Source organism: Sphingomonas faeni, from assembly GCF_040407495.1.
GTDB classification, from domain to species: domain Bacteria; phylum Pseudomonadota; class Alphaproteobacteria; order Sphingomonadales; family Sphingomonadaceae; genus Sphingomonas; species Sphingomonas faeni_D.
In genome coordinates this window covers 482,794-503,578 of sequence record NZ_JAPZPP010000003.1, presented here as the reverse complement: position 1 = coordinate 503,578, position 20,785 = coordinate 482,794, and the positions used below count along the sequence as shown (strand labels likewise).

The window sequence follows — 20,785 nt, the reverse complement described above, 5'->3', positions numbered from 1 at the left end:
TGTTTGGAGAGCCCGATGGACGTCACCCGCGCAAAGACCCGACGGCGCGTCCGCCGTGGCGCCTGGGTCACCGGGATCATCTCCGCGATCGTCGTACTGTTCGTCTACCTCGCAGGCTATTTCGACCGCGATCCGGTGCATGTGTATCCGGCGATCGGCGTGCAGGCTTCGGTACCGCCGCCAATCGCGGTGGTGAACTTCTCGGGCGATATGGGTCTGCGGTTCCTGCTTGGTGCATCGACGTCGCGGGGGCTGACGGAGCACGGCGTTCCGGTGGTCGGTATCACCACGCCGGCGCTGTTCGCGCATCACGTCACACGCGCGGAGCTCGATGCGATCATCGCAGAGGGCGTGCGGACGGCGCTGGCTCGGACCGGGGCGAAGCGGATCGTGGTGATGGGGCAATCCTATGGCGCGGATATCGTCCAGACCGGGCTGGCGAACCTGCCGGCAGACGTGCGCGCGCGTGTGGCGGCGATCGTGTTGATCCTGCCCGGCGATACCGTGTTCTATCGCGCCGATCCGTCGGGGCTGCTCTATGATCATACGACGCCCGACAGCATGGGGGCGACGACTGGCAACCAGCTCACCTGGGCGCCGGTCACGTGCATCTATGGCGTGGAGGAGACCGACAGCCTGTGCCCGTTGCTGACGACGGCGAATGCGCGGAAGGTCGGGATGCCGGGGGGGCATAATATCCATCACGATGCCGACGGCCTACTGAAGCATGTGCTGGCGGCGATCCGGTCGGTAGCGCCGGGTGCGGGGCATGGGTTCTAGGGCGGGCTCCAGGTTCGGCGTCAGCGGATAGACGGTTGTGGCGTGCGGCATGCCCGCACCCATCTGGCGGGTCGCGAGAAATTGGGTTCGCAGGTAATCGATCGCGGACGAGTCGCTGACCGCGTGCGCGGACGTTGGCCGGACCAAGTCTGGTTAGGCCCGCCGCACGGGGATTGCCGTCTTTTCCGATGCCGGCCCAAGGCGTTGTACGAACACCATAATCTTTCTAGAGACGCTTTCGTGACGGACCGAATTCGCCTTTTCCGCGCGTTTCCGCGCACCGCGGCGTTGCTGGCGCTGGCGCTGGCGCTGGCGGTGATGCTGCTGGTGCGGCTTGGCCCGCTTTGCGAGACTATGGCGATGGCCGCGCCCTCCGCCGCGACCGCGATGCGGGACTGCGCCAGCAAGCCGTCCGATACCTCCATCAAAAAAGCCCCGTCACCGCCGTGGCCCTCGTCGCTGTCGACGGAGAATTATCGGAGCGTATGCTCGCTTCATCCCGACAACAGTCGGATGACGGGGCTCTCGAACTGGGCGTGCTTTGCTACCTGACGCGCCCACGCCTCACTGCGGTGCGCTGGCGATCTGTATTTCGAAGAGCGTCGGCCAGTATTTGCCCGTCACGAACAGCCGGTCCGCCTTCGCGTCCCAGGCGATCCCGTTGAGGACAGCCTCAGGGTCGGTCGCAGCTATCTCGGCGACCAACGGGCGGAGGTCGATCACTGCGCCGACCTTGCCGGTCTTGGGATCGATGCGGACCAGGAAGCCGGTGTGCCAGACGTTGGCGAGCAGCGCGCCGTGGACATATTCGAGTTCGTTGATGTCGCGTAACGGCCGGCCGTCGATCGTCACCGCCACGCGCTTGCGTTCTGCCAGAGTGAGCGGATCGCGGAAAATGATGGCGGGGCTGCCGTCGGACTGGAGCAGCGACACGCCGTCGCTTGTCAGGCCCCAGCCCTCGCCGGTGTAGCGGTTCTGCCCCTTGGGCTTCAGTGTGCGGACGTCCCAGCGATGCGCAATGCCGTCATGCCAGGTCAGGCTGATGAACTGGTCCTTCCACAGCGCGAGGCCTTCGCCAAACTGCGCAGGGTCGATTCGTGCCTTGGCGAGGACCTTGCCATCCGCGAGCGAGACCCGGCGGACGTCGGATTGCCGCTCCTGCCCCGTGCTCTCGTAGAGGGCGCCGTCGTGCCAGAGCAGCCCTTCTGTGAACGCGGTGCGGTCGTGCGGGTAGCGCGCGACGATCGTCGCCGACAGCACCGGCACGTGCGTTTCGGGTGTGGTCGCCGCCTGCCCCTGAGCCGGCGCTGCGGACGACACCAAAGACGATGAAACGAGAACGGCCGGTCCCGCCAAAGCGAAACCGGCCGCAATCATTATCCTACCGAACACGGTACGATCAGCGTTCTGAGTCCGTCAGCTGGATCAGCCGCCTGCGCTCAGGTTCACCGCTGCGTACTTGCCGCGACGATCGACCTCGAGCTCGAACTCGAGCTTGTCGCCCTCGTTGAGCGTCGACATGCCGGCGCGCTCGACGGCCGAGATGTGGACGAATGCGTCAGGCTGTCCGTCGTCGCGCTGGATGAAGCCGAAGCCCTTCATCGCGTTGAAGAACTTGACCGTACCGGTCGCCTTCTCGCCGGTGAGCTGACGCTGTGCGCCACCTGCACCACCGTCACGGTCGCGATCACCACCACGGGGCGCGCCCGGGCCGGCATCACGGTCACGCGGCGGGCCGCGATCGGTGACGGCCATCGGCTCGCCGTCGATCTTCAGGTCGGTTGCCGAGATACGGCCACCGCGGTCGACGAGCGTGAAGCCAAGCGGCTGACCCTCAGCGAGAGCGACCATGCCGGCCTGCTCGACGGCGCTGATGTGAACGAACACGTCCTCGCCGCCGTCATCGCGAACGACGAAGCCAAAGCCCTTCTGCGCGTTGAAGAACTTTACGACGCCAGTGCCTTCGCCGACGACCTGGGGAGGCATGCCGCGACCACCGCCGCCGCCGCCACCGCCCGAGAAGCCGCCGCCACCGCCGCCGCCGCGGTAACCACCGCCGCCGCCGCCGCTGCCGCCACCGAAGCTGCTGCCGCCGCCGTAGCTGCTGCCACCGCCGCCACCGTAGCTCGAACCGCCGCCGCCGCCATAGCTGCTACCGCCGCCGCCGAACCGATCGCCGCCACCGCCAAAGCTGCTGCCGCCGCCGAACTCGTTGTCGCCGCCGCCGAAGCTGTCGCGCTTGTCGCGGCCACGCCCGCCACGGTTCCCGCGGCCACCTTTATCGAAACCCATAAGCTCTGTTCGTCTTCCCGGTTCGCCCGCAAATTTCTCAAAACCCTTGTGCCGGACGACGAACGCGGGTTTTCCAGCGCGAAACCTTTTGCGCCTTGAGGAGACCCTTAGCGCAAATTACAAGCCGTCGCGAATAGATTCTTATGCGCCGCGCCGCGATTTGGATCGATACTGGCGCGAGTGTCGCTTGTAAGCCACGACTCGTCGCAGGTGCACCAAGCGGGCCATCTTATCGCCCGATTCGACATCGCTGCGTAAGACTGGGCCATTGAGCGTTCAGCCTTGGGCGGCTACGGCCCTCGATATGACAGTTCATCTTCACGAAGGCGACATACCCGCCGATCTGTTCGCGGCCGGCGCCGCGATCGCCGTCGATACCGAGACGATGGGGCTTATCACGCCGCGCGACCGGCTGTGTCTCGTCCAGCTTTCCGATGGCGGCCCCGACGAACACCTCGTCCGATTCGCCGCGGGCGCCGGCTATGATGCGCCCAACCTCAAAGCGCTGCTGGCTGATCCGGCGCGCGTGAAACTCTACCATTTCGGCCGATTCGATATCGCTGCAGTCCAGCATTATCTCGGCGTCGTCGCGGCACCGGTCTATTGCACCAAGATCGCGTCGCGGCTGGTGCGCACCTACACCGATCGTCACGGCCTGAAGGAAATCGTGCGCGAACTGCTCGGCCAGGACATCTCGAAGCAGCAGCAGTCGTCGGACTGGGGCAGCCCCGAACTGTCTGAAGCACAGAAGGACTATGCGGCGTCCGACGTGCGCTTCCTTCACCGGTTGCGGACCGAGCTCGACAAGCGGCTGATTCGCGAAGGCCGGATGGAGTTGGCGCAGGCCTGCTTCGACTTCCTGCCGACCCGCGCCGCGCTCGATCTCGCCGGCTGGCCCGAGATCGATATCTTCGCACACGCATGACCCAGATGCCGCCGCCCTCCCCGACTGCCCGCCGCGCACGCACCGCCCGGCAGGACTGGGCCGCGCCCGGTGGGAGTCACGATCGATTCGTCGCGATCGCGCGCGTGGCGCTGCCGACCGCGATCGGCGTGCTGGCGGCGTTTCTGGTGATGGCGCCGCTGACCGCGGGCGGCGACGTGTCGTTCCTGCTCGACAAGAACAAGGTCGACGTCGCGCAGGAGCGGATGAAGATCCAGGCGGCGCAGTATCGCGGCGAGGACAGCAAGGGCCAGGCGTTCACGCTGGACGCGAAATCGGCGATCCAGAAGAGCTCGGCCGAACCGATCGTCCAGCTCAACCAGCTCGCCGCGCAAATCCAGCTGACCGACGGCCCCGCCAACATCAAGGCGAACACCGGCCGCTACGACATGGATACCGAAAAGGTACAGCTGTTCGGTCCGCTGAACGCCACCGCGGCGGGCGGCTACGACCTGAAGACCACCAACGCGACGATCGACATGAAGGCGCGCACGCTCGAAAGCGGCGGGGCTGCGACCGGCACCGTCCAGCAGGGGACGTTCAGCGCGAACAAGCTGCGCGCGAACCTCGAGGAGCGGACCGTGACGCTCGATGGCAATGCGCGCTTGCGGATCATCCCCAGAGGGCCGAAATAGCCGCCATGCGCGCCACTCACCTATTTGCAGCCCTGTCTGCCGTTCTGCTCTCCACGACCGCGGTCGCGCAGCAGTCGCACAATTCCAACGCCCCGATCGATTTCGGCGCGGATCATATCGAGCTTCAGGACAAGGCGAATCGCGCGATCCTGTCGGGCAACGTCGCGGTCAAGCAGGCCGAGATGACGCTGAATTCGGCGCGGATGACGGTGGCGTATACCGGCCAGGTAATCGGCGGGAACCCGCAGGTGTCGCGGCTCGATGCGTCGGGCGGCGTTATCGTCAAGCGGCCCGATCAGACGGCCAGAAGCCAGTATGCGATCTACGATCTCAACCGCCGCGTCATCACGATGCTCGGCGCGGTGACGCTGACGCAGGCGGGCAACACCGTGAACGGCGGGCGCCTGACGATGAACCTCGACACCGGGCGGTCGGTGATCGACGGGTCGTCGGTCGCGGGCGGCAGCGCCGGCGGATCGGGCGCTAGCGGTGGCACCGTCACGCAGACCGGCGGTCGCGTGACCGGCACCTTCTCGGTCCCCAAGCGCAACTGAGCGTCATGAGGCGCCGTGGGGGCTTCCCTCTGGCGGCGCGGTCATGCATGTTTCCTGCCAACCATCTGTCGAGCGTTCGGCGGCACCATCCATGCCGAGTGTTCGGCGACTGACTATTGCGAGGCCCTGATCCCATGGACGCCACCACGCTGCCCCCGATCGAGGCCGTCGAGCCGATCTCCGAGCCGCCGGTGAACCACGGGCTTCAGGTCGTCTCGATCGCCAAGTCGTACGACAAGCGCGTCGTGCTCACCGACGTCTCGGTCTCCGTTGGACGCGGCGAAGTGGTCGGCCTGCTCGGCCCCAACGGCGCGGGCAAGACGACGTGCTTCTATTCGGTGATGGGTTTGGTGAAGCCCGATTCCGGCCGGATCATGCTCGACGGCGATGACATCACGAAGCTGCCGATGTACCGGCGCGCGATCCTTGGCTTGGGCTATCTGCCGCAGGAGACGTCGATCTTCCGCGGGCTGACGATCGAGAAGAACATCCTCACCGTGCTGGAGCTGTCCGAGCCGGACAAGGCGGCGCGCCAGCGGAAACTCGATACGCTGTTGGAGGAGTTCGGGCTCACCCGCCTCCGTGCGGCACCAGCGATGGCGTTGTCGGGCGGCGAGCGACGGCGTGCGGAAATCGCCCGCGCGCTCGCGGCGGATCCGTCGATCATGCTGCTCGACGAGCCCTTCGCCGGCATCGATCCGATCTCGATCGCGGATATTCGCGACCTGGTGAAGGACCTGAAGCGCCGCGATATCGGCGTGTTGATCACCGACCACAACGTCCGCGAGACGCTCGAGATCGTCGACCGCGCGTACATTATTTATGACGGCCGGGTGCTGTTTTCGGGTTCACCCGAGGAACTGGTCGCGGATGCAAATGTGCGGCGCCTCTACCTCGGCGAAGGCTTCTCGCTTTAGGGTTATGGACAGGCTGGTGCATCCATTCCTCCCCGGCACGGGGAGGGGGACCAGCAAAGCTGGTGGAGGGCGCTTCCCGCAAACGCAGCGTCTGACGCGCCCCCCCTCCGTCGACGCTTCGCGCCGCCACCTCCCCTTGCAGGGGAGGATCTAGTGAGCCTCGCCCCTCGCCTGGACATCCGCCAGTCGCAGTCGCTGGTGATGACCCCGCAACTCCAGCAGGCGATCAAGCTGCTGGCGCTGTCGAACCTCGAGATCGAGGGGTTCATCGCCGAGGAAGTCGAGCGCAACCCGCTCCTCGAAGCCAGCGCCGCCGAAGACAGCGACGCCCCCGACCGCGAGCCCGCCCCCGAAGTCCGCGACGAACGCGTGGCGGCCGACGAACTCGTCGCGGGCACGGGTAGCGGCGACGAACCGACGCTCGACGTCGACTACGCCACCGAAAGCCACCAGCAGGACAGCGTCGCCGACGGCGGCAGCGGGATGGACGGCGCGCTCTCGATGACCGGCGCGAGCGCGGGCGGTGCAGGCGGCGAGGACGGACCCGATCTGGACGCGTTCGCGGATACCAGCCTCAGCCTCGCGGATCATCTGCTCGCACAGGCAGGCCCCGCAATCCCCCACGACGACGCGTTCATCGCCGCGCACCTGATCGACCAGATCGACGAGGCGGGATATCTCACCGTGTCGCTGCTCGACATCGCCAACCGGCTCGGCGTGCCGCTGGTCCGGGTCGAGGCCGTGCTCGCGACGATCCAGACCTTCGACCCGACCGGCGTCGGCGCACGCGATCTTGCCGAATGCCTCGCATTGCAGGCGCGCGAGGCGGACCGTTACGATCCTTGCATGGCGCGGTTGATCGACAATCTCGACCTGCTCGCGCGTGGCGAGCTGACGCGGTTGAAGCGGATGTGCGACGTCGACGACGAGGACATGGCGGACATGATCCGCGAACTGCGCGGCTATGATCCGAAGCCCGGCTGTCGCTACGGCGGCGAGCCATCGCAGTCGGTGACGCCCGACCTGTTCGTGGCGCGGACGAAAGCGGGCTGGGCGATCGAGATCAACGCCTCGACGCTGCCGCGCGTACTGGTCAACCGGAGTTACTACACCGAACTCTCGGGCGGGCAGCAGGACAAGGCGTCGAAGGCGTGGTTGTCGGACTGCCTTGCAAGCGCGAACTGGCTGGTGAAGGCGCTCGACCAGCGCCAGCGGACGATCATCAAGGTCGCGACCGAGATCGTGAAGCAGCAGGAAGCATTCTTCCTGAAGGGCGTCGCGCATCTCCGCCCCCTGACGCTGCGCCAGGTGGCGGACGCGATCGAGATGCACGAATCGACCGTCAGCCGTGTGACGAGCAATAAATACGTCTCGTGCGCGCGTGGCCTCTACGAGCTGAAATACTTCTTCACGAGCGCGATCCAGTCCGCGGATGGCGGCGAGGCGGTGTCGGCGCAGGCGGTGAAATCCGCGATCAAGGCACTGATCGACACCGAGGGCGCGAAGATCCTGTCCGACGATACGCTGGTCGACCTGCTGAACGCCAAAGGCTTCGACATCGCGCGGCGGACGGTGGCGAAATACCGCGAGGCGCTCGGGATCGGAAGCTCGGTGCAACGCCGCCGGGCGAAGGCGCTGGATGGGGTTCGGTAGGCTCCCGTCATCCTGGACTTGATCCAGGATCCAGAGCCACAAAGGACGATGCCATTGGCTCTGGATCCTGGGTCGAGCCCAAGATGACGAGGGACTCAGTTCGGCACCTGCCCCGCACCATCAGCACCCGACACGCTCGCACCACCCGGCGGAGTCGCGCTCCGCGCCTCGCCGACCGCCGTGTCATACCACCGCGCAAGATCCGCCTTCATCTGGTGCAGCGCCTCGGGATTCAGATACGTCATATGCCCCGCCGGATAGTACCGGAACGTCAAATTCCGCTGCCGTGACGGGTCGAGCATCATGTGCCCAAGGTCGGTCTCCGTCCCGAAGAACGGCGTCGCCATGTCGTAATAGCCGTTCATCGACAGCACGTTGAGATACGGGTTCTCGCGCATCGCCGCGGCGAGATCGACCGCGGTGTTGGGGTTGTTCTGGGACTGGCCGCCACGACCCGGCGCATCATGCTTCCAGTTCCACGTCCAGCCGGGCGCATCGCGCGCGCTGAGGCGATACGGCATCTCGGTCTTGTAGCCGAGCGTATGCGTCACGTAGTCGTTGAACGTGGCGATGAACGCGCCGGCGATCGCAGTATCCGACGCGTCGGTCTCGGGCCGCTCGCCCGCCGCATCGCTGTCGACGCCGGTATACCGCGAATCGAACCGGCCGAGCGTCAGCCGCTGATCGCGCAACAATTCCTTCTGGAACCGCGCAAGGTCAATGCGCAGGTTGGCGCGCTTGATGAAGTCGGGCGAAATGCCGATCAGCTGGCTCATCCGGGTGGCGACCGCATCGCGCTCCGCATCCGAAATCGTCTGCCCCTTCGACAGCGCCGCCGCGTACGGCCCGGTCGCGAACGCGCGAGCCTCGGCGACCGTCGCCGCGACGTCGGCGGGACGGTTCTGCAGGCGGTTGTGATACCAGGCGCTCGCCGCATAGCTCGGCAGATAGTTGAGGTAGATCTCGTCGAGCCCGGGCTGGCGATAGCCATAGTTCATGATCGACGACAGCAGCACCACGCCGTTCAGCGCCATCCCACGATCCTGCAACTGATACGCCAGCGCACCCGAGCGCGTCGTCCCATAGCTCTCGCCGAACAGGAACTTCGGACTGTTCCAGCGGCCGTATTTGGTGGCGTAGCGCAGGATGCCCTTGGCGAACGCGTCGGCATCCTCGTCGACACCGTAGAACGCCGACGGCTTGGTGTCGCCGAGCGGTCGCGAATAGCCGGTCCCGACCGCGTCGATGAACACCATGTCGGTCTTGTCGAGCAACGTGTCGGGGTTAGGCCCGAAGTCGTACGGCGCGGGCTTGATGTATTCGGGGTTTGCGGTGCGTAGCCGGACCGGCGCGAATGAACCCATGTGCAGCCAGAAACTGGGCGACCCCGGCCCGCCATTGTAGAAGAAGGTCACCGGACGCTTGGTGCCGGGCTTCACCCCGTCGAGCGTGTAGCCGGTATAGAACAGGCTGGCGGTTGGCTTGCCCTCCGTATCGCGAAGCGTCAGCGTACCGACGGTCGCGGTATAGCCGAGCGACTTGCCGCCGACGGTGACGCGCGCCTTCGACTTGACCTCCTGCTCGGCGATCGGGGCGTTGGCGTAGTCCGCCTCCGCCTCGGCCTTCATCCGATCGGCGTTGCTCTCGGACTTGTCCTTCTTCGGCGCGTCCTGCGCGATGGCAGTGGTCGAGAGCGCTAATAACAGCAGAGCGGCGAACTTGGTCGAACGGGCCACGGAATTTCCTTGCGACAGGGGCAATGCCCTATCCTGCCGCGTGCTGGGCAAAGCGCAAGCGTTCAGTCGTCCTCGTCCTCGAACCCCACCAGCGCCAGCGCGCGCGCCTTGATTTGGCGGGTCATGCACCAGTGGACCAGCGCGTCCTCGCGGCCGTGCGTGACCCAGACTTCCCGCGGTGCGATCTCGGTCAGCGTGGCGATCAGCTCGTCCCAATCGGCGTGATCGCTGAGGATCAGGGGAAGCTCGACGTTCTTCTGTCGCGCACGGCCCCGAACGCGCATCCAGCCGCTCGCCATCGCGGTGATCGGGTCGGGCAGGCGCCGCGACCAGCGATCGTTGAGCGCGCCAGGCGGGCACATCACGACGTGGCCCGCCATGTCGGCTTTCTTTGCATCCGCGACCGGGAGCAGTTCGCCGAGCCGCACGCCGTGCTCCGCATACAGGTCGCACAGGCGTTGCAGCGCGCCGTGGATGTAGATCGGCGCCTCGTGGCCGCGCTCGCGCAGTTCGGCGATCACGCGTTGCGCCTTGCCGAGCGCATAGGCGCCGACGACAACGCAGCGATCGGGGTTGGCGTGCAGCGCGACGATCAGCTTGTCGATCTCGTCGCCCGTGTCGGGGTGGCGGAATACCGGCAGGCCGAATGTGGCTTCGGTGATGAAGACGTCGCATTTGACGGGTTCGAACGGCGTGCAGGTCGGGTCCGCGCGGCGCTTATAGTCGCCCGAGACGACGATCCGCTCGCCGCGGTAATCGAGCACGATCTGCGCGGAGCCGAGCACGTGGCCGGCCGGAACGAAGCCGATGTCGACTTCTCCCATCCGGATCGTCTCGCCGTAGGCGACCGGGTTGCCGGCCTGCGGACCATAGCGCGCATCCATGATCGCGAGCGTTTCCGGCGTAGCCCAGACCGCCTCGTGGCCACCACGCGCGTGATCGGCGTGGCCATGCGTGACTAAGGCCTTCTCGGTCGGGATCGACGGGTCGATCCACGCGTCAATCGGCTTGACGAGGATGCCGTGCGGATGCGGTTCGAGCCAGTCGCCGAGTTTTGCCATGCGGGAGTAACGCGTGACGTAGGGGTGCGGTGCCGTGACGCTCTGCGCGGGCGTGGTGCCATGAACCATGTCTCCGTCATGCCGGACTGGTTCCGCATCCACGGTTCCGCGGAGTCGAGAGGGGGGAGATCGAGGAACGGTGGACCCCGGAACAAGTTCGGGGTGACGGCGTGTTGGTAGAGCCTGTCGTCCCTCTATCCAGGACGAGCCCGCGTCGACTTCGCGGCTTGTATCGGTGCCGACCAAAAGATCCTCCCCCGCCGAGGGGGGGGCGCCGAAGGTGACAGAGGGGGCGGATACGGAGCGGCGGTTTCGCCTTACCTCCCCCTCCGTCCGGCAAGTGACAGTCACCTCCCCCTGGCAGCGGAGGATCGCACGCTCCTGACTTTACCGCCGTCCGCCGACCTTTATCGTCGCGAGGATCGCGTCCATCCGCGCCGCCGCGACGGCCTGGGTCGGTGCGTTGCGGCTGGCGGGGGCCGCCGCCTTCACGGCGTACGTCACGCGGTCGATCGCGTAGCAGGCGCCGTTGATGACGTTGCGGAAGTTGGTCGCGTTGACCTGCTGGCTCATGCCCGCATCGCCATTGGTGTAGACCGTCCAGCGGTGGCCGCCGAGCATCCGATTGGGCAGGCGCTTCGCATGGCCCGAGACCATTCCCGCGGTGCCGCAGGTCGCCACCACGTCGGCGCTGCGGCTGAAGCCGACCTGGATCAGTTCGGTCACCTGGCCCTGCCCGTCGGTCGGCTTGGCGACTTCCCAGAAACGAACGATGCCGACGCCGCGACCTACAGGAGCGCCGTCCCACATCTGTCGCCAGCCGCGGTTCATCAGCGCACGACCCGCGAAATTGCGCGTCGGCGTCAGGCTGGAGGCATAGGAGAGTCGCACGATACCGCCAGCGCCGAGGAACGACTTCGTGGCGGCAGTGGCGTTGGCGAAAGGCAGCAGTGCGAGTAGCGGCAGGGGTAGTAGATAGCGAAGAAGCGACACCGATCGTCTTTCACAACAGAGCTTTGGCCGAATTGCCGGCCATCGCGCACGCGGTCCATAGCGGTGCGGCGCGACGCCCCCATATGGCGATGATGCGTGAACAGGCCGTGACCGACCTCCCCATCCCCTTGGAAAACTGGTTCGCGTCGCGCGGTTGGCGGCCGCGGCGGCATCAGCGCGAGATGTTGGCGGAAGGCCGCGCGGGCCATCATGCCCTGCTGGTGGCGGCGACCGGCGCGGGGAAGACACTCGCCGGGTTCCTGCCGACGCTTGCCGAACTGATCGAGGCGCCGACGAATGGGCTTCACACGCTCTACGTATCGCCGTTGAAGGCACTCGCCGTCGACGTGCAGCGCAACCTGCTGACACCGATCGACGAAATGGGCGTCGATATCCGCGTCGAGACCCGCACCGGTGATACCCCTTCAGACCGGAAAGCGCGGCAACGGATCAAGCCGCCGCAGATCCTGCTAACCACCCCGGAGTCGCTGTCGCTATTGCTGAGCTATCCGGACAGCATCACGATGTTCGAGAACCTCCGGACGATCGTCGTCGACGAGGTCCACGCGTTCGCGACCGGCAAGCGCGGCGACCTGCTCTCGCTCTGCATGGCGCGGCTCCAGAAAATTTCGCCGGGGATGCGCCGCGTCGCGCTGTCAGCGACGGTCGCGGATGCCGACGGCTATCGCGCGTGGCTCGCCCCCGATGGCGACATTGACCAGGTCGCGATGGTCCGCGGCGAGGCGGGTGCGGATCCCAACATCGCGATCCTGCTGCCCGAGGGCCGCGTGCCGTGGTCGGGGCATTCGGGCCGCTATGCCGCCGCACAGGTGATGGCCGAGATCGAGGCGCACGAGACCTCGATCGTGTTCTGCAACACGCGCAGCCTGGCCGAACTCATCTTCCAGGATCTGTGGAAGGTGAATGCGGGCAATCTGCCGATCGGCGTACACCACGGCAGCCTTGCCAAGGAAGCGCGGCGGAAAGTCGAGAACGCGATGGCCGAGGGCAAGCTGCGCGCGCTGGTTGCGACGTCGAGCCTCGATCTGGGCGTCGACTGGGGCAATGTCGATTGCGTGATCCAGATGGGCGCGCCCAAGGGGTCGTCGCGGCTGCTGCAGCGGATCGGGCGCGCGAACCACAGGCTCGACGAATCGTCGCAGGCGATCGTCGTGCCGGGCAACCGGTTCGAATATCTCGAGGCGCGCGCGGCGCTCGATGCGGTCGAGGCGGGCGAGCTCGATGCGGATATCTTCCGCGTCGGTGCGCTCGACGTGCTGGCGCAGCACGTGATGGCGTGTGCGTGCGCGGCACCGTTCCACGAAGCTGCGTTGCTCGACGAGATCCGCTCCGCGCTCCCCTATTCCGCGCTGCCGATCGAAACGTTCGAGCGCGTGCTGCATTTCATCAGCGACGGCGGGTATTCGCTGAAAGCGTATGACCGGTTCAAGCGGCTGACCAAGGATGCGGACGGGACGTGGCGCGTCAGCCATCCCAAATTCATCGGCCAGCACCGGCTGAATGCGGGGATTATCGTCGAGGCGACGATGCTCAACGTGCGGTTCGGCAATGGCCGCGTGCTCGGCCGCGTCGAGGAGGCGTTCGCGGCGCAGTTGAGCCACGGCGACACGTTCTTCTTCGCGGGGTTGAGCCTTGAGGTGATGAAGATCGACCTCGAGGATCTGGTCGTGCGCGCGACGTCGAAGCCCGCGCGGATCCCGACCTATGGCGGCAGCCGGATGCCGCTGTCGACCAACCTCGCCGACCGTGTCCGCGGGTTTCTCGCGCATCCCGGCGAGTGGGCGCGCTTCCCCCACGACGTCCGCGAATGGCTTGAGATGCAGGCGTATCGATCGGTCATGCCCGAGCCCGGCCAGCTACTGGTCGAGACGTTCCCGCGCGAGGGGCGGCATTACATGGTCGCGTACAGTTTCGAGGGCTGGAACGCGCACCAGTCGCTCGGCATGCTGATCACGCGGCGGATGGAGACGCAGGGGCTCAAACCGCTCGGCTTCGTCGCCAATGATTACGCGCTGGCGGTGTACGGGCTGGAGAAGATCACCGATCCTGCGTCCCTGTTCTCGGCGGATATCCTCGAGCACGAGTTCGTCGAATGGGTGCAGCAATCGCATCTGCTCAAGCGTGCGTTTCGCGAGGTGGCGGTAATCGGCGGGCTGGTCGAGCGCCAGCATCCGGGCAAGCGCAAGACCGGCAAGCAGGTGACGTTTTCGACCGACCTGATCTACGACGTGCTGCGCAAGTACGAGCCGACGCATCTGCTGCTGGAGGCGGCGTGGGCGGACGCGCGGGCGCGGATGACCGATGTCGGGCGGCTGGCGTCGCTGCTCGACCGCGCGGCGGCGACGATGGTGCACGTCGATCTGGAGCGGGTTACGCCGCTGGCAGTGCCGGTGCTGACGCTGATCGGGCGCGAGAAGATCTCGACGAACAGTTCGGACGACGCGCTGCTGATCGAGGCGGAGGCGATGATAGCGGACGCGATGCGGCCGGATTAAAAGTCGCCTCCTCCCTCCCAAACGCTACCACCCCGGCGGAGGCCGGGGCCCAGTTGGGGAACGCTGCTAACGAAGGGCGGCTTGCGGCTATTGCCACCTTTCCAATTGGGCCCCGGCCTCCGCCGGGGTGGTAGCGTTTGGGAGGGACGTTCGTCCTTAACAACGGTAGTTGCGCGTGTACGAAATCAGGCGCAGCATTTGCAGCATGCACAAGTGGCTAGCCCCGCTACTGCTAGTCATCGCCGCCCAGGCTAGCGCTCAGGACGCAGCCTCTCCACGCCCAAATGCTGCACCCACGCCCGGTGCAACATCCGCAGCAGAACCAGACCCAGCCACGCTCCTGTTCGGCGACGACGAAAGCCGAATGACCGTCCCCGTAACGATCGCCGGCGCAGGGCCATTCCCCTTTATCGTCGACACCGGCGCGCAGCGGACCGTGATCTCCCGTGAACTCGCGGCCACGCTCGGCCTTGCCCCAGGCCGCATCGTCCGCGTGACCGGCATGACCGGCTCGGACAGCATCGGCACCGTCATGATCCCCTCGCTCAAGGTGAGCGTCATCGGCAGCGCCGCGATCGAGGCCCCGGCGATCAGCGCGATCAATCTCGGCGCGCGCGGGCTGCTCGGGATCGACACATTGCAGGATCATGCGGTGACGATCGACTTCGACACGAAGACGATGACCGTCACCCCCTCGCGCAAACGCCAGAATCGCGAACGCGCGGGTCCCGACGAGATCGTGATCAAAGCGCGCAGCCTGTTCGGACAGCTGGTCGTCACCGACGCCTATTGCAACGGCATCCGCATCCGCGTGATCCTCGATACCGGCACGTCCGTGAGCATGGCCAATGGCGCGCTCCGCCGGAAGGTGACGCGCAAGGGACTGGGCCGCGCTGGGCCGTCGCAGTCGGTGTCGCTGACCGGCGTCACTGGCGAAACCGTGGTCGCGGATTACACGACGATCGACCACGTCACGATCGGCAGCCTTTCGCTCGGCGACGTGCCCGTCGCATTCACTGCGATCGATGCGCCGCCGTTCCAGCAGTTCGGATTGTCCGAGCGTCCCGCGATGCTGCTCGGGATGGATGTGCTGCAGTTGTTTCGCCGCGTCGACATCGATTTCGCCAACCGGGAAGTCAGGCTGGCATTGCCTCGCGGAACGCGTCGTGGCGGCGAGCCGCGGCGCTGAGGTTGCGTAACCGCGCGTTCGCTGCAACTCTCCCCACAGAAACGAACAAGGGGACGACGATGCGCGCGACTGGTTGGCTACTCACGGCGGCAATTCTAACCACACCCGTGACGACGGCGGTTAAGGCACAGGCGCAGTCTCGCCCTGACCAGAAGGCGTTCCTCGGGCTCTACAAGGAACTCGTCGAGACCAACACGACGCTGTCGTCCGGCAGCTGCACGCAGGCCGCGGCGCAGATCGGCGCGCGACTGAAGACCGCGGGTTATGCGGATACCGACATCACCTATTTCTCGGTGCCCGAGCACCCGAAGGACGGCGGGCTGGTCGCGGTGCTGAAGGGATCGGACGCGTCGATCAAGCCGATGCTGCTGCTCGCACATCTCGACGTGGTCGAGGCCAAGCGCGAGGATTGGGTGCGCGATCCGTTCAAGCTAATCGAGGAAGGCGGCTATTATTACGCGCGCGGCACCGTCGACGACAAGGCTCAGGCGGCGATCTGGTCCGACGCGATGATCCGCTTCAAGACTGGCGGGTACAAGCCGAAGCGGACGATCAAGCTCGCGCTGACCTGCGGCGAGGAGACGACGTTCGCGTGGAACGGCGCGCAGTATCTGGCGAAGTCGAAGCCCGACCTGATCGCTGCCGAGTTCGCGCTGAACGAGGGCGGCGGCGGGCGGCTTGACGACAACGGCAAGCGCCAGTTGCTCGCGATCCAGGTCGGCGAGAAGGCGGCGCAGAACTACACGTTCCTGGCGACCAACCCGGGCGGGCACAGCTCCCAGCCGATCCCCGAGAACGCGATCTACGAACTCGCCGACGCCGTGAAGGCGGTGCAGGGGTACGAGTTTCCGGTGAAGTTCACCGACACGACCAAGGCGTTCTTCGTGGCGAGCGCCAAGGCGATGCCGGGCGAGATGGGGGATGCGATCACGAAGCTGCTCGCGAACCCCGAGGACAAGGCGGCGGATGCGATCGTCAGTCGTGACAAGGCGATGCACTCGACCTTGCGGACGACGTGCGTGGCGACGTTGCTGAACGCGGGTCACGCGGAGAACGCGTTGCCGCAGCGCGCGACGGCGAACATCAACTGCCGAATCTTTCCGGGGGAGACGGTAGAGGGCACGCTCGCCAAGTTGAAGGAACTTGCGGGGGCCAAGGTGACGGTGACCGCCAACCAGCCGGTGCGCCCGACTGCGATCCCGCCGATGTTGGATCCGAAGATCATGGGGCCGGTGACGAAGATTGCGGCGAAGCATTTCCCCGGCCTGCCGATCCTGCCGCTGATGTCCACGGGGGCGACGGACGGGATCTTCTTCGAGGCGATCGGGATCCCGGTTTATGGGGCTCCGGGGGTGTTCATCGACAAGGACATGGGGGGTATTCATGGCCTCAACGAGCGCATCCGGGTGGCTTCGCTGTATGACGGTCGGGATTATCTGTTCGATTTGGTGAAAGCGTTCGCGGGGTGAACGCTACGTCCCTCGCCCCTCCGGGGAGAGGGAGGGAGGAGCCGAAGGCGACGGAAGGGAGAGGGGCGTGAGGCTCGGGACGGCGCCCGACAACGCCCCTCTCCCTTCCCACGGCAAGTGCCGCGGGCCCCTTCCCTCTCCCCGGAGGGGCGAGGGAGCACGCGCTTGCCGCCCGGAAACCGTCCGCCCCGCGCTCGGCTTACACCGTGACCTGTTCGCCTAGTTCGAGCACCTTGCCGGGGGGGATCTTCAGGAAGTCGGTGGGGTCGCTGGCGTTGCGTTGCAGGAACAGGAAGATCCGGTCCTGCCACGGCGGCATGCCCTTCTCCGCATCGGGCTTCAGCGTGTTGCGGCCGATGAAGAACGAGGTGCGCATTGGGTCGAGCCCGAGCTGTTCGGTCTTGTTGCCGACGCCGAGATCGCGGGGCACGTCGGGGGATTCCATGAAGCCGTAGGTCAGCACGACGATCGAGAAATTGTCGTCGACGCGTTCCACCTTCGCGCGCGACGCTTCGTCGACGAACGGACGGTCGGCGGTGCGGATGCTGACGATCAGGTTGCGCTCGTGGAGCACCTTGTTGTGCTTGAGATTGTGCAGCAGCGCACCCGGCGTCGCGTGCGGGTTGCCGGTCAGGAACACCGCAGTCCCCGACACGCGCTCGGGCGGACGCTTCTCCAGCGCCGAGGCGAGATCGCTGAGCGGGATGCTCTGGCGCTTCTCGAAAGCGCTGACGATCTTCTTGCCGCGCACCCAGGTGAAAATGATCAGCCCGATCGCGGCGGCGATGACGAGCGGTACCCAGCCACCCTCGATCACGCGCAGGATATTGGCGCCGAAGAAGATTAGGTCGAGCGTCAGGAACGGCAGGATCGCCGCCAATGCGAGCGGCCGCGACCAGTTCCAGCGATGGCGAACCACGATGTAGGCGAGCAAGGTGGTCACCACCATCGTGCCGGTCACCGCGATGCCGTACGCGGCCGCCATCGCCGACGACGTCTTGAACTGGATCACCAGCACCAGCACGCCGATCAGCAACAGCCAGTTGATGGCGGGCAGGTAGATCTGGCCCGCGAACACCGCCGAGGTCTGGCGGATGCGCAGCCGCGGCAGCAGGCCGAGCTGGATCGCCTGCTGCGTCAGTGAGAACGCGCCGGTGATGACCGCCTGGCTGGCGATGACCGTCGCGAACCCGGCGAGGATGATCAGCGCCGGACGCAGTGATTCGGGCGCCATCAGGAAGAACCAGTCCTGATTGACGAACGGCACGCCGCGCGCCGCCGCATCCTCGAGCCGTGACAAAGCGAACGCGCCCTGGCCGAGGTAGTTGAGCGCGAGCGCCGGGAAGACGAGGAAGAACCAGCCGATGCGGATCGGCAGCTTGCCGAAATGGCCCATGTCGGCGGTCAGCGCTTCAGCGCCGGTGACGGTCAGGAATACCGCGCCGAGCACGAACAGCCCGGTGATGCCGTGCGTGGCGAGGAACGAGATGCCGTAGGTCGGCAGGAACACGCGGACGATCGAGGGCTCGTCGGCAATGTGCCAGATGCCGAGCGCACCGATCGCGACGAACCAGAGGATGCAGACCGGGCCGAACAGCTTCGATACCTGCGCCGTGCCGCGCGACTGGATCAGGAACAGCCCGATCAGGATGGCGATCGTCAGCGCGCGGACGACGCCTTCGTTGAAGATGTGCGCCGCGCTTGGGATAGTGCGCAGGCCCTCCATCGCCGACAGCACCGACAAGGCGGGCGTGATGATCGCATCGCCGTAGAACAAAGACGCGCCCGCCGCGCCGAGCACGATCGCGATCCGCGACCGCATGCCGAGCGCGCGCCGAGCGAGCGCGGCCAGCGCCAGCACGCCGCCCTCGCCCTGGTTGTCGGCGCGCATCAGGAAGATGACGTATTTGACCGTGACGACGAGGAACAGCGACCAGAGCGCGAGGCTCAGCACGCCAAGGATCTCGGTGGGATCGATGCCGCCCGCGGACGTCTGGCCAAGCGCCTCGCGGAATGCATAGAGCGGGCTGGTGCCGATATCGCCGAACACCACGCCGATCGCGCCGACGGTCAGCGCGGCGAGTGCCGGATGCGGGTGGAGATGCGCTGCGGACAGATCCGACGGCGCGCACGCCTGCCCTGCCCCTTGTCCCGCCGAGTCCTCGGCGGTCGGTTCGGTCACGACGGCAGTTTGCGGTGTTCCGGCTACGGACGTCATGGCGCGAACAGCGCTCCTCCTGAGGGGACGGCGCGCTTTACGCCGATTGCGGGCATGCGCAAGCCCCACCCGGTTCGCGACGATGGCGGGTTGATTCGGTGCGGCGGGGGCGGCATGGCGGGCGGATGGTTCCCTTTTCGTTCGGCGGGCATGCGCTTCTGGCGTTAGCGCAAGGCGCGCTGTTCTGGCCGGAGCGGCGTGCGCTGCTGGTCGCCGACCTGCATTTTGAGAAGGCGAGCTGGTTCGCCAAGCGCGGCCAGATGCTGCCGCCCTATGATTCGATCGCGACGCTGGCCGATCTCACCGCGCTGGTCGCGGCAACCGGCGCGCGCGAAGTCTGGTGCCTCGGCGACAGCTTCCACGACAGCGACGGCTGCGAGCGATTGCCGCAACGCGCGCAGGACATGCTGCGGGCGATGACCGACGGGACGCGCTGGACGTGGATCACGGGCAATCATGATCCGGCGATCCTCGATCGGTGTGGCGGGGAGGTCGTGGACGAGGTGGTCGTCGACGGGCTGGTACTGCGGCATGAAGCGGACCGGGCGGAAACGCGGCCGGAGTTGTCGGGGCATTTCCATCCGAAGCTTCGGCTGCGGGTACGTGGGAAGCAGGTAGCGCGGCGGTGTTTCGTGGCGACGGCGACGAAGCTGATTTTACCAGCGCTCGGGTCGTTGACTGGCGGGTTGGACGTGGACCATCCGGAGATCGTTCGGGCGGTCGGGGTCGGCGCAGAGGCTATGGTGCCGGTGGCGGACCGGATGCTGCGGTTTCCGGTTGCTGCCTGACGTTTGTTGTCGCTGATCAGATAAGCCAGCCACCACCCCGGCGAAGGCCGGGGTCCAATTGCGAGCGGTTTGTAACGGAGGTTCGTCCGCCGTTACCTCTACCTTTCCAATTGGGCCCCGGCCTTCGCCGGGGTGATGCACTTTGACGGGAGGTGCCGCCTCAACTGGCGATCGTCGGAAACGCCGCGCGGAATGCCGCCACCTTCGGCTTGTCCCACATCACGACATACGGATGGGTCGGGTTCCGGTCGTAGAAATTCTGGTGATACGCCTCGGCCGGATAGAACGCGCCGGTTTCTAGCTTCGTCACGATCGGTCCTGAGAACGCATGCGTCGCGCCGAGCCGCGCGATGTACGCCCGCGCGACCTGCGCCTGCGCGGGCGACTGGGGGAAGATCGCCGAGCGATAGCTGGTGCCGCTGTCCGGTCCCTGGCGGTTCAACGTCGTCGGGTCATGCGCGATCGAGAAATAGACGCGGAGCAGCGTGCCGTAGCTGACTACACGGGGGTCGTAAGCGATCTTGATCGCTTCGGCATGCTTGGTCGTCTCGGCGGAGATCTGGTCATAGGTCGCGGTTGCCTTGGTGCCGCCGGCATAGCCGGTCGTGACCGACTTCACGCCCTTCACATGCTCGAACACCGCTTCCATCGTCCAGAAGCAGCCTCCCGCGAGCACCGCGGTTTGAATACCGGATGCCGCGGGAAGGTCTGTCTTGACGGCGGGGATGACGACGGCGCGGGCCCCTTGCGCGGTGCCGGTGGCAATAAACGTACCGGCGATACCGACGGCGGCGAGCGTGGCGAGAAGCGGCTTTTTCATGTTTCGATACATGGGGTTGCCGCTCGTCTTCGCTAGGCCAGCGGCGCTGTTATCGCGCGGCGGAGGCGCTCTGCTCGAAATGGCTGGCGAAGGTCTGGCGGGCTTCGGCCGGCTGCAGTGCGAGCAAGCCGATGGCGCCAATGACGAAACCGCCGCTGAACTGCCAGAAAAAACTCGACTTTACGATGCTGCGCATGATGCGATCCCAATGAAACCCAGTG

19 protein-coding genes are annotated in these 20,785 nt (G+C 66.2%); 11 read left to right on the top strand and 8 right to left on the bottom strand.

Annotation, left to right across the window (positions count from 1 at the left end; genetic code table 11):
* Nucleotides 1-15: 15 nt before the first annotated feature.
* Entirely contained in the window at nucleotides 16-780 is a 765-nt protein-coding gene (locus O6W96_RS12370; protein WP_353469826.1) for an AcvB/VirJ family lysyl-phosphatidylglycerol hydrolase, read from the top strand.
* 240 nt (nucleotides 781-1,020) lie between these two features.
* Nucleotides 1,021-1,332 (top strand): hypothetical protein, encoded by a 312-nt coding sequence (locus O6W96_RS12365; RefSeq protein ID WP_353469825.1) that lies wholly within the window; start codon nucleotides 1,021-1,023, stop codon nucleotides 1,330-1,332.
* A gap of 12 nt (nucleotides 1,333-1,344) precedes the next feature.
* On the opposite strand, the gene O6W96_RS12360 is transcribed toward O6W96_RS12365, so the two are convergent.
* Nucleotides 1,345-2,100: a glutaminyl-peptide cyclotransferase gene (locus O6W96_RS12360; RefSeq protein WP_353469824.1), complete on the bottom strand. Its 756-nt coding sequence runs from the start codon at nucleotides 2,098-2,100 to the stop codon at nucleotides 1,345-1,347.
* Nucleotides 2,101-2,205: 105 nt separating this feature from the next.
* Complete coding sequence (locus O6W96_RS12355; RefSeq protein ID WP_192975200.1) at nucleotides 2,206-3,072, bottom strand: cold-shock protein; 867 nt, start codon at nucleotides 3,070-3,072, stop codon at nucleotides 2,206-2,208.
* A 304-nt stretch (nucleotides 3,073-3,376) separates the two neighbouring features.
* On the opposite strand from O6W96_RS12355, the gene O6W96_RS12350 reads away from it, so the two are divergent.
* From O6W96_RS12350 to rpoN, 5 genes are all read left to right on the top strand, one after another.
* On the top strand, nucleotides 3,377-3,997 hold the full coding sequence (locus tag O6W96_RS12350; protein ID WP_353469823.1) for a ribonuclease D: 621 nt from the start codon (nucleotides 3,377-3,379) through the stop codon (nucleotides 3,995-3,997).
* Nucleotides 3,994-4,650: an LPS export ABC transporter periplasmic protein LptC gene (gene lptC, locus O6W96_RS12345; protein WP_353469822.1), complete on the top strand. Its 657-nt coding sequence runs from the start codon at nucleotides 3,994-3,996 to the stop codon at nucleotides 4,648-4,650. Before O6W96_RS12350 ends, lptC begins: the two co-directional genes overlap by 4 nt.
* 5 nt (nucleotides 4,651-4,655) lie before the next feature.
* Nucleotides 4,656-5,204, top strand: coding sequence for an LptA/OstA family protein (locus O6W96_RS12340; protein WP_353469821.1), 549 nt, complete (start codon nucleotides 4,656-4,658; stop codon nucleotides 5,202-5,204).
* Nucleotides 5,205-5,338: 134 nt separating this feature from the next.
* Nucleotides 5,339-6,121, top strand: a complete 783-nt coding sequence (gene lptB / locus O6W96_RS12335) for an LPS export ABC transporter ATP-binding protein (RefSeq protein WP_353469820.1) — start codon at nucleotides 5,339-5,341, stop codon at nucleotides 6,119-6,121.
* Between the two features lie 153 nt (nucleotides 6,122-6,274).
* Nucleotides 6,275-7,774, top strand: coding sequence for an RNA polymerase factor sigma-54 (gene rpoN, locus O6W96_RS12330; protein WP_353469819.1), 1,500 nt, complete (start codon nucleotides 6,275-6,277; stop codon nucleotides 7,772-7,774).
* 95 nt (nucleotides 7,775-7,869) lie between these two features.
* Here the strand turns inward: rpoN and O6W96_RS12325 are convergent, their stop codons facing one another.
* The 3 genes from O6W96_RS12325 to O6W96_RS12315 all read right to left on the bottom strand — a co-directional run bounded on the left by O6W96_RS12325 (nucleotide 7,870) and on the right by O6W96_RS12315 (nucleotide 11,564).
* Nucleotides 7,870-9,510: a S10 family peptidase gene (locus O6W96_RS12325; RefSeq protein ID WP_353469818.1), complete on the bottom strand. Its 1,641-nt coding sequence runs from the start codon at nucleotides 9,508-9,510 to the stop codon at nucleotides 7,870-7,872.
* 62 nt (nucleotides 9,511-9,572) lie between these two features.
* Nucleotides 9,573-10,571: a ligase-associated DNA damage response exonuclease gene (locus tag O6W96_RS12320; protein ID WP_353469977.1), complete on the bottom strand. Its 999-nt coding sequence runs from the start codon at nucleotides 10,569-10,571 to the stop codon at nucleotides 9,573-9,575.
* Between the two features lie 387 nt (nucleotides 10,572-10,958).
* Nucleotides 10,959-11,564 (bottom strand): hypothetical protein, encoded by a 606-nt coding sequence (locus O6W96_RS12315; RefSeq protein ID WP_353469817.1) that lies wholly within the window; start codon nucleotides 11,562-11,564, stop codon nucleotides 10,959-10,961.
* Nucleotides 11,565-11,656: 92 nt separating this feature from the next.
* Here O6W96_RS12315 and O6W96_RS12310 point away from each other — a divergent pair, with 92 nt between their 5' ends.
* The 3 genes from O6W96_RS12310 (at nucleotide 11,657) to O6W96_RS12300 (ending at nucleotide 16,738) form a co-directional block, all read left to right on the top strand.
* Entirely contained in the window at nucleotides 11,657-14,080 is a 2,424-nt protein-coding gene (locus O6W96_RS12310) for a ligase-associated DNA damage response DEXH box helicase (protein ID WP_353469816.1), read from the top strand.
* 364 nt (nucleotides 14,081-14,444) lie between these two features.
* Nucleotides 14,445-15,269, top strand: a complete 825-nt coding sequence (locus tag O6W96_RS12305; RefSeq protein WP_353469815.1) for an aspartyl protease family protein — start codon at nucleotides 14,445-14,447, stop codon at nucleotides 15,267-15,269.
* A 59-nt stretch (nucleotides 15,270-15,328) separates the two neighbouring features.
* Complete coding sequence (locus O6W96_RS12300) at nucleotides 15,329-16,738, top strand: M20/M25/M40 family metallo-hydrolase (protein WP_353469814.1); 1,410 nt, start codon at nucleotides 15,329-15,331, stop codon at nucleotides 16,736-16,738.
* Between the two features lie 199 nt (nucleotides 16,739-16,937).
* On the opposite strand, the gene O6W96_RS12295 is transcribed toward O6W96_RS12300, so the two are convergent.
* Nucleotides 16,938-18,854, bottom strand: coding sequence for a potassium transporter Kup (locus O6W96_RS12295; protein ID WP_353469976.1), 1,917 nt, complete (start codon nucleotides 18,852-18,854; stop codon nucleotides 16,938-16,940).
* Between the two features lie 227 nt (nucleotides 18,855-19,081).
* Here O6W96_RS12295 and pdeM point away from each other — a divergent pair, with 227 nt between their 5' ends.
* Nucleotides 19,082-19,744, top strand: coding sequence for a ligase-associated DNA damage response endonuclease PdeM (gene pdeM / locus O6W96_RS12290; RefSeq protein WP_353469813.1), 663 nt, complete (start codon nucleotides 19,082-19,084; stop codon nucleotides 19,742-19,744).
* A 160-nt stretch (nucleotides 19,745-19,904) separates the two neighbouring features.
* On the opposite strand, the gene msrA is transcribed toward pdeM, so the two are convergent.
* Nucleotides 19,905-20,564, bottom strand: a complete 660-nt coding sequence (msrA, locus tag O6W96_RS12285; RefSeq protein ID WP_353469812.1) for a peptide-methionine (S)-S-oxide reductase MsrA — start codon at nucleotides 20,562-20,564, stop codon at nucleotides 19,905-19,907.
* A 49-nt stretch (nucleotides 20,565-20,613) separates the two neighbouring features.
* On the bottom strand, nucleotides 20,614-20,760 hold the full coding sequence (locus O6W96_RS12280) for a hypothetical protein (protein ID WP_353469811.1): 147 nt from the start codon (nucleotides 20,758-20,760) through the stop codon (nucleotides 20,614-20,616).
* Between the last annotated feature and the right edge of the window lie 25 nt (nucleotides 20,761-20,785).

Bases quoted from the DNA above. Each gene is read 5' to 3' on its own strand.
- O6W96_RS12300 (WP_353469814.1), top strand. From the start codon at position 15,329: ATGCGCGCGACTGGTTGGCTACTCACGGCGGCAATTCTAACCACACCC.
- O6W96_RS12355 (WP_192975200.1), bottom strand. From the start codon at position 3,072: ATGGGTTTCGATAAAGGTGGCCGCGGGAACCGTGGCGGGCGTGGCCGC.
- lptC (WP_353469822.1), top strand. From the start codon at position 3,994: ATGACCCAGATGCCGCCGCCCTCCCCGACTGCCCGCCGCGCACGCACC.
- O6W96_RS12310 (WP_353469816.1), top strand. From the start codon at position 11,657: ATGCGTGAACAGGCCGTGACCGACCTCCCCATCCCCTTGGAAAACTGG.
- O6W96_RS12320 (WP_353469977.1), bottom strand. From the start codon at position 10,571: ATGGCAAAACTCGGCGACTGGCTCGAACCGCATCCGCACGGCATCCTC.
- O6W96_RS12305 (WP_353469815.1), top strand. From the start codon at position 14,445: ATGACCGTCCCCGTAACGATCGCCGGCGCAGGGCCATTCCCCTTTATC.
- O6W96_RS12280 (WP_353469811.1), bottom strand. From the start codon at position 20,760: ATGCGCAGCATCGTAAAGTCGAGTTTTTTCTGGCAGTTCAGCGGCGGT.
- O6W96_RS12340 (WP_353469821.1), top strand. From the start codon at position 4,656: ATGCGCGCCACTCACCTATTTGCAGCCCTGTCTGCCGTTCTGCTCTCC.
- msrA (WP_353469812.1), bottom strand. From the start codon at position 20,564: ATGAAAAAGCCGCTTCTCGCCACGCTCGCCGCCGTCGGTATCGCCGGT.
- pdeM (WP_353469813.1), top strand. From the start codon at position 19,082: ATGGTTCCCTTTTCGTTCGGCGGGCATGCGCTTCTGGCGTTAGCGCAA.
- lptB (WP_353469820.1), top strand. From the start codon at position 5,339: ATGGACGCCACCACGCTGCCCCCGATCGAGGCCGTCGAGCCGATCTCC.
- O6W96_RS12370 (WP_353469826.1), top strand. From the start codon at position 16: ATGGACGTCACCCGCGCAAAGACCCGACGGCGCGTCCGCCGTGGCGCC.
- O6W96_RS12350 (WP_353469823.1), top strand. From the start codon at position 3,377: ATGACAGTTCATCTTCACGAAGGCGACATACCCGCCGATCTGTTCGCG.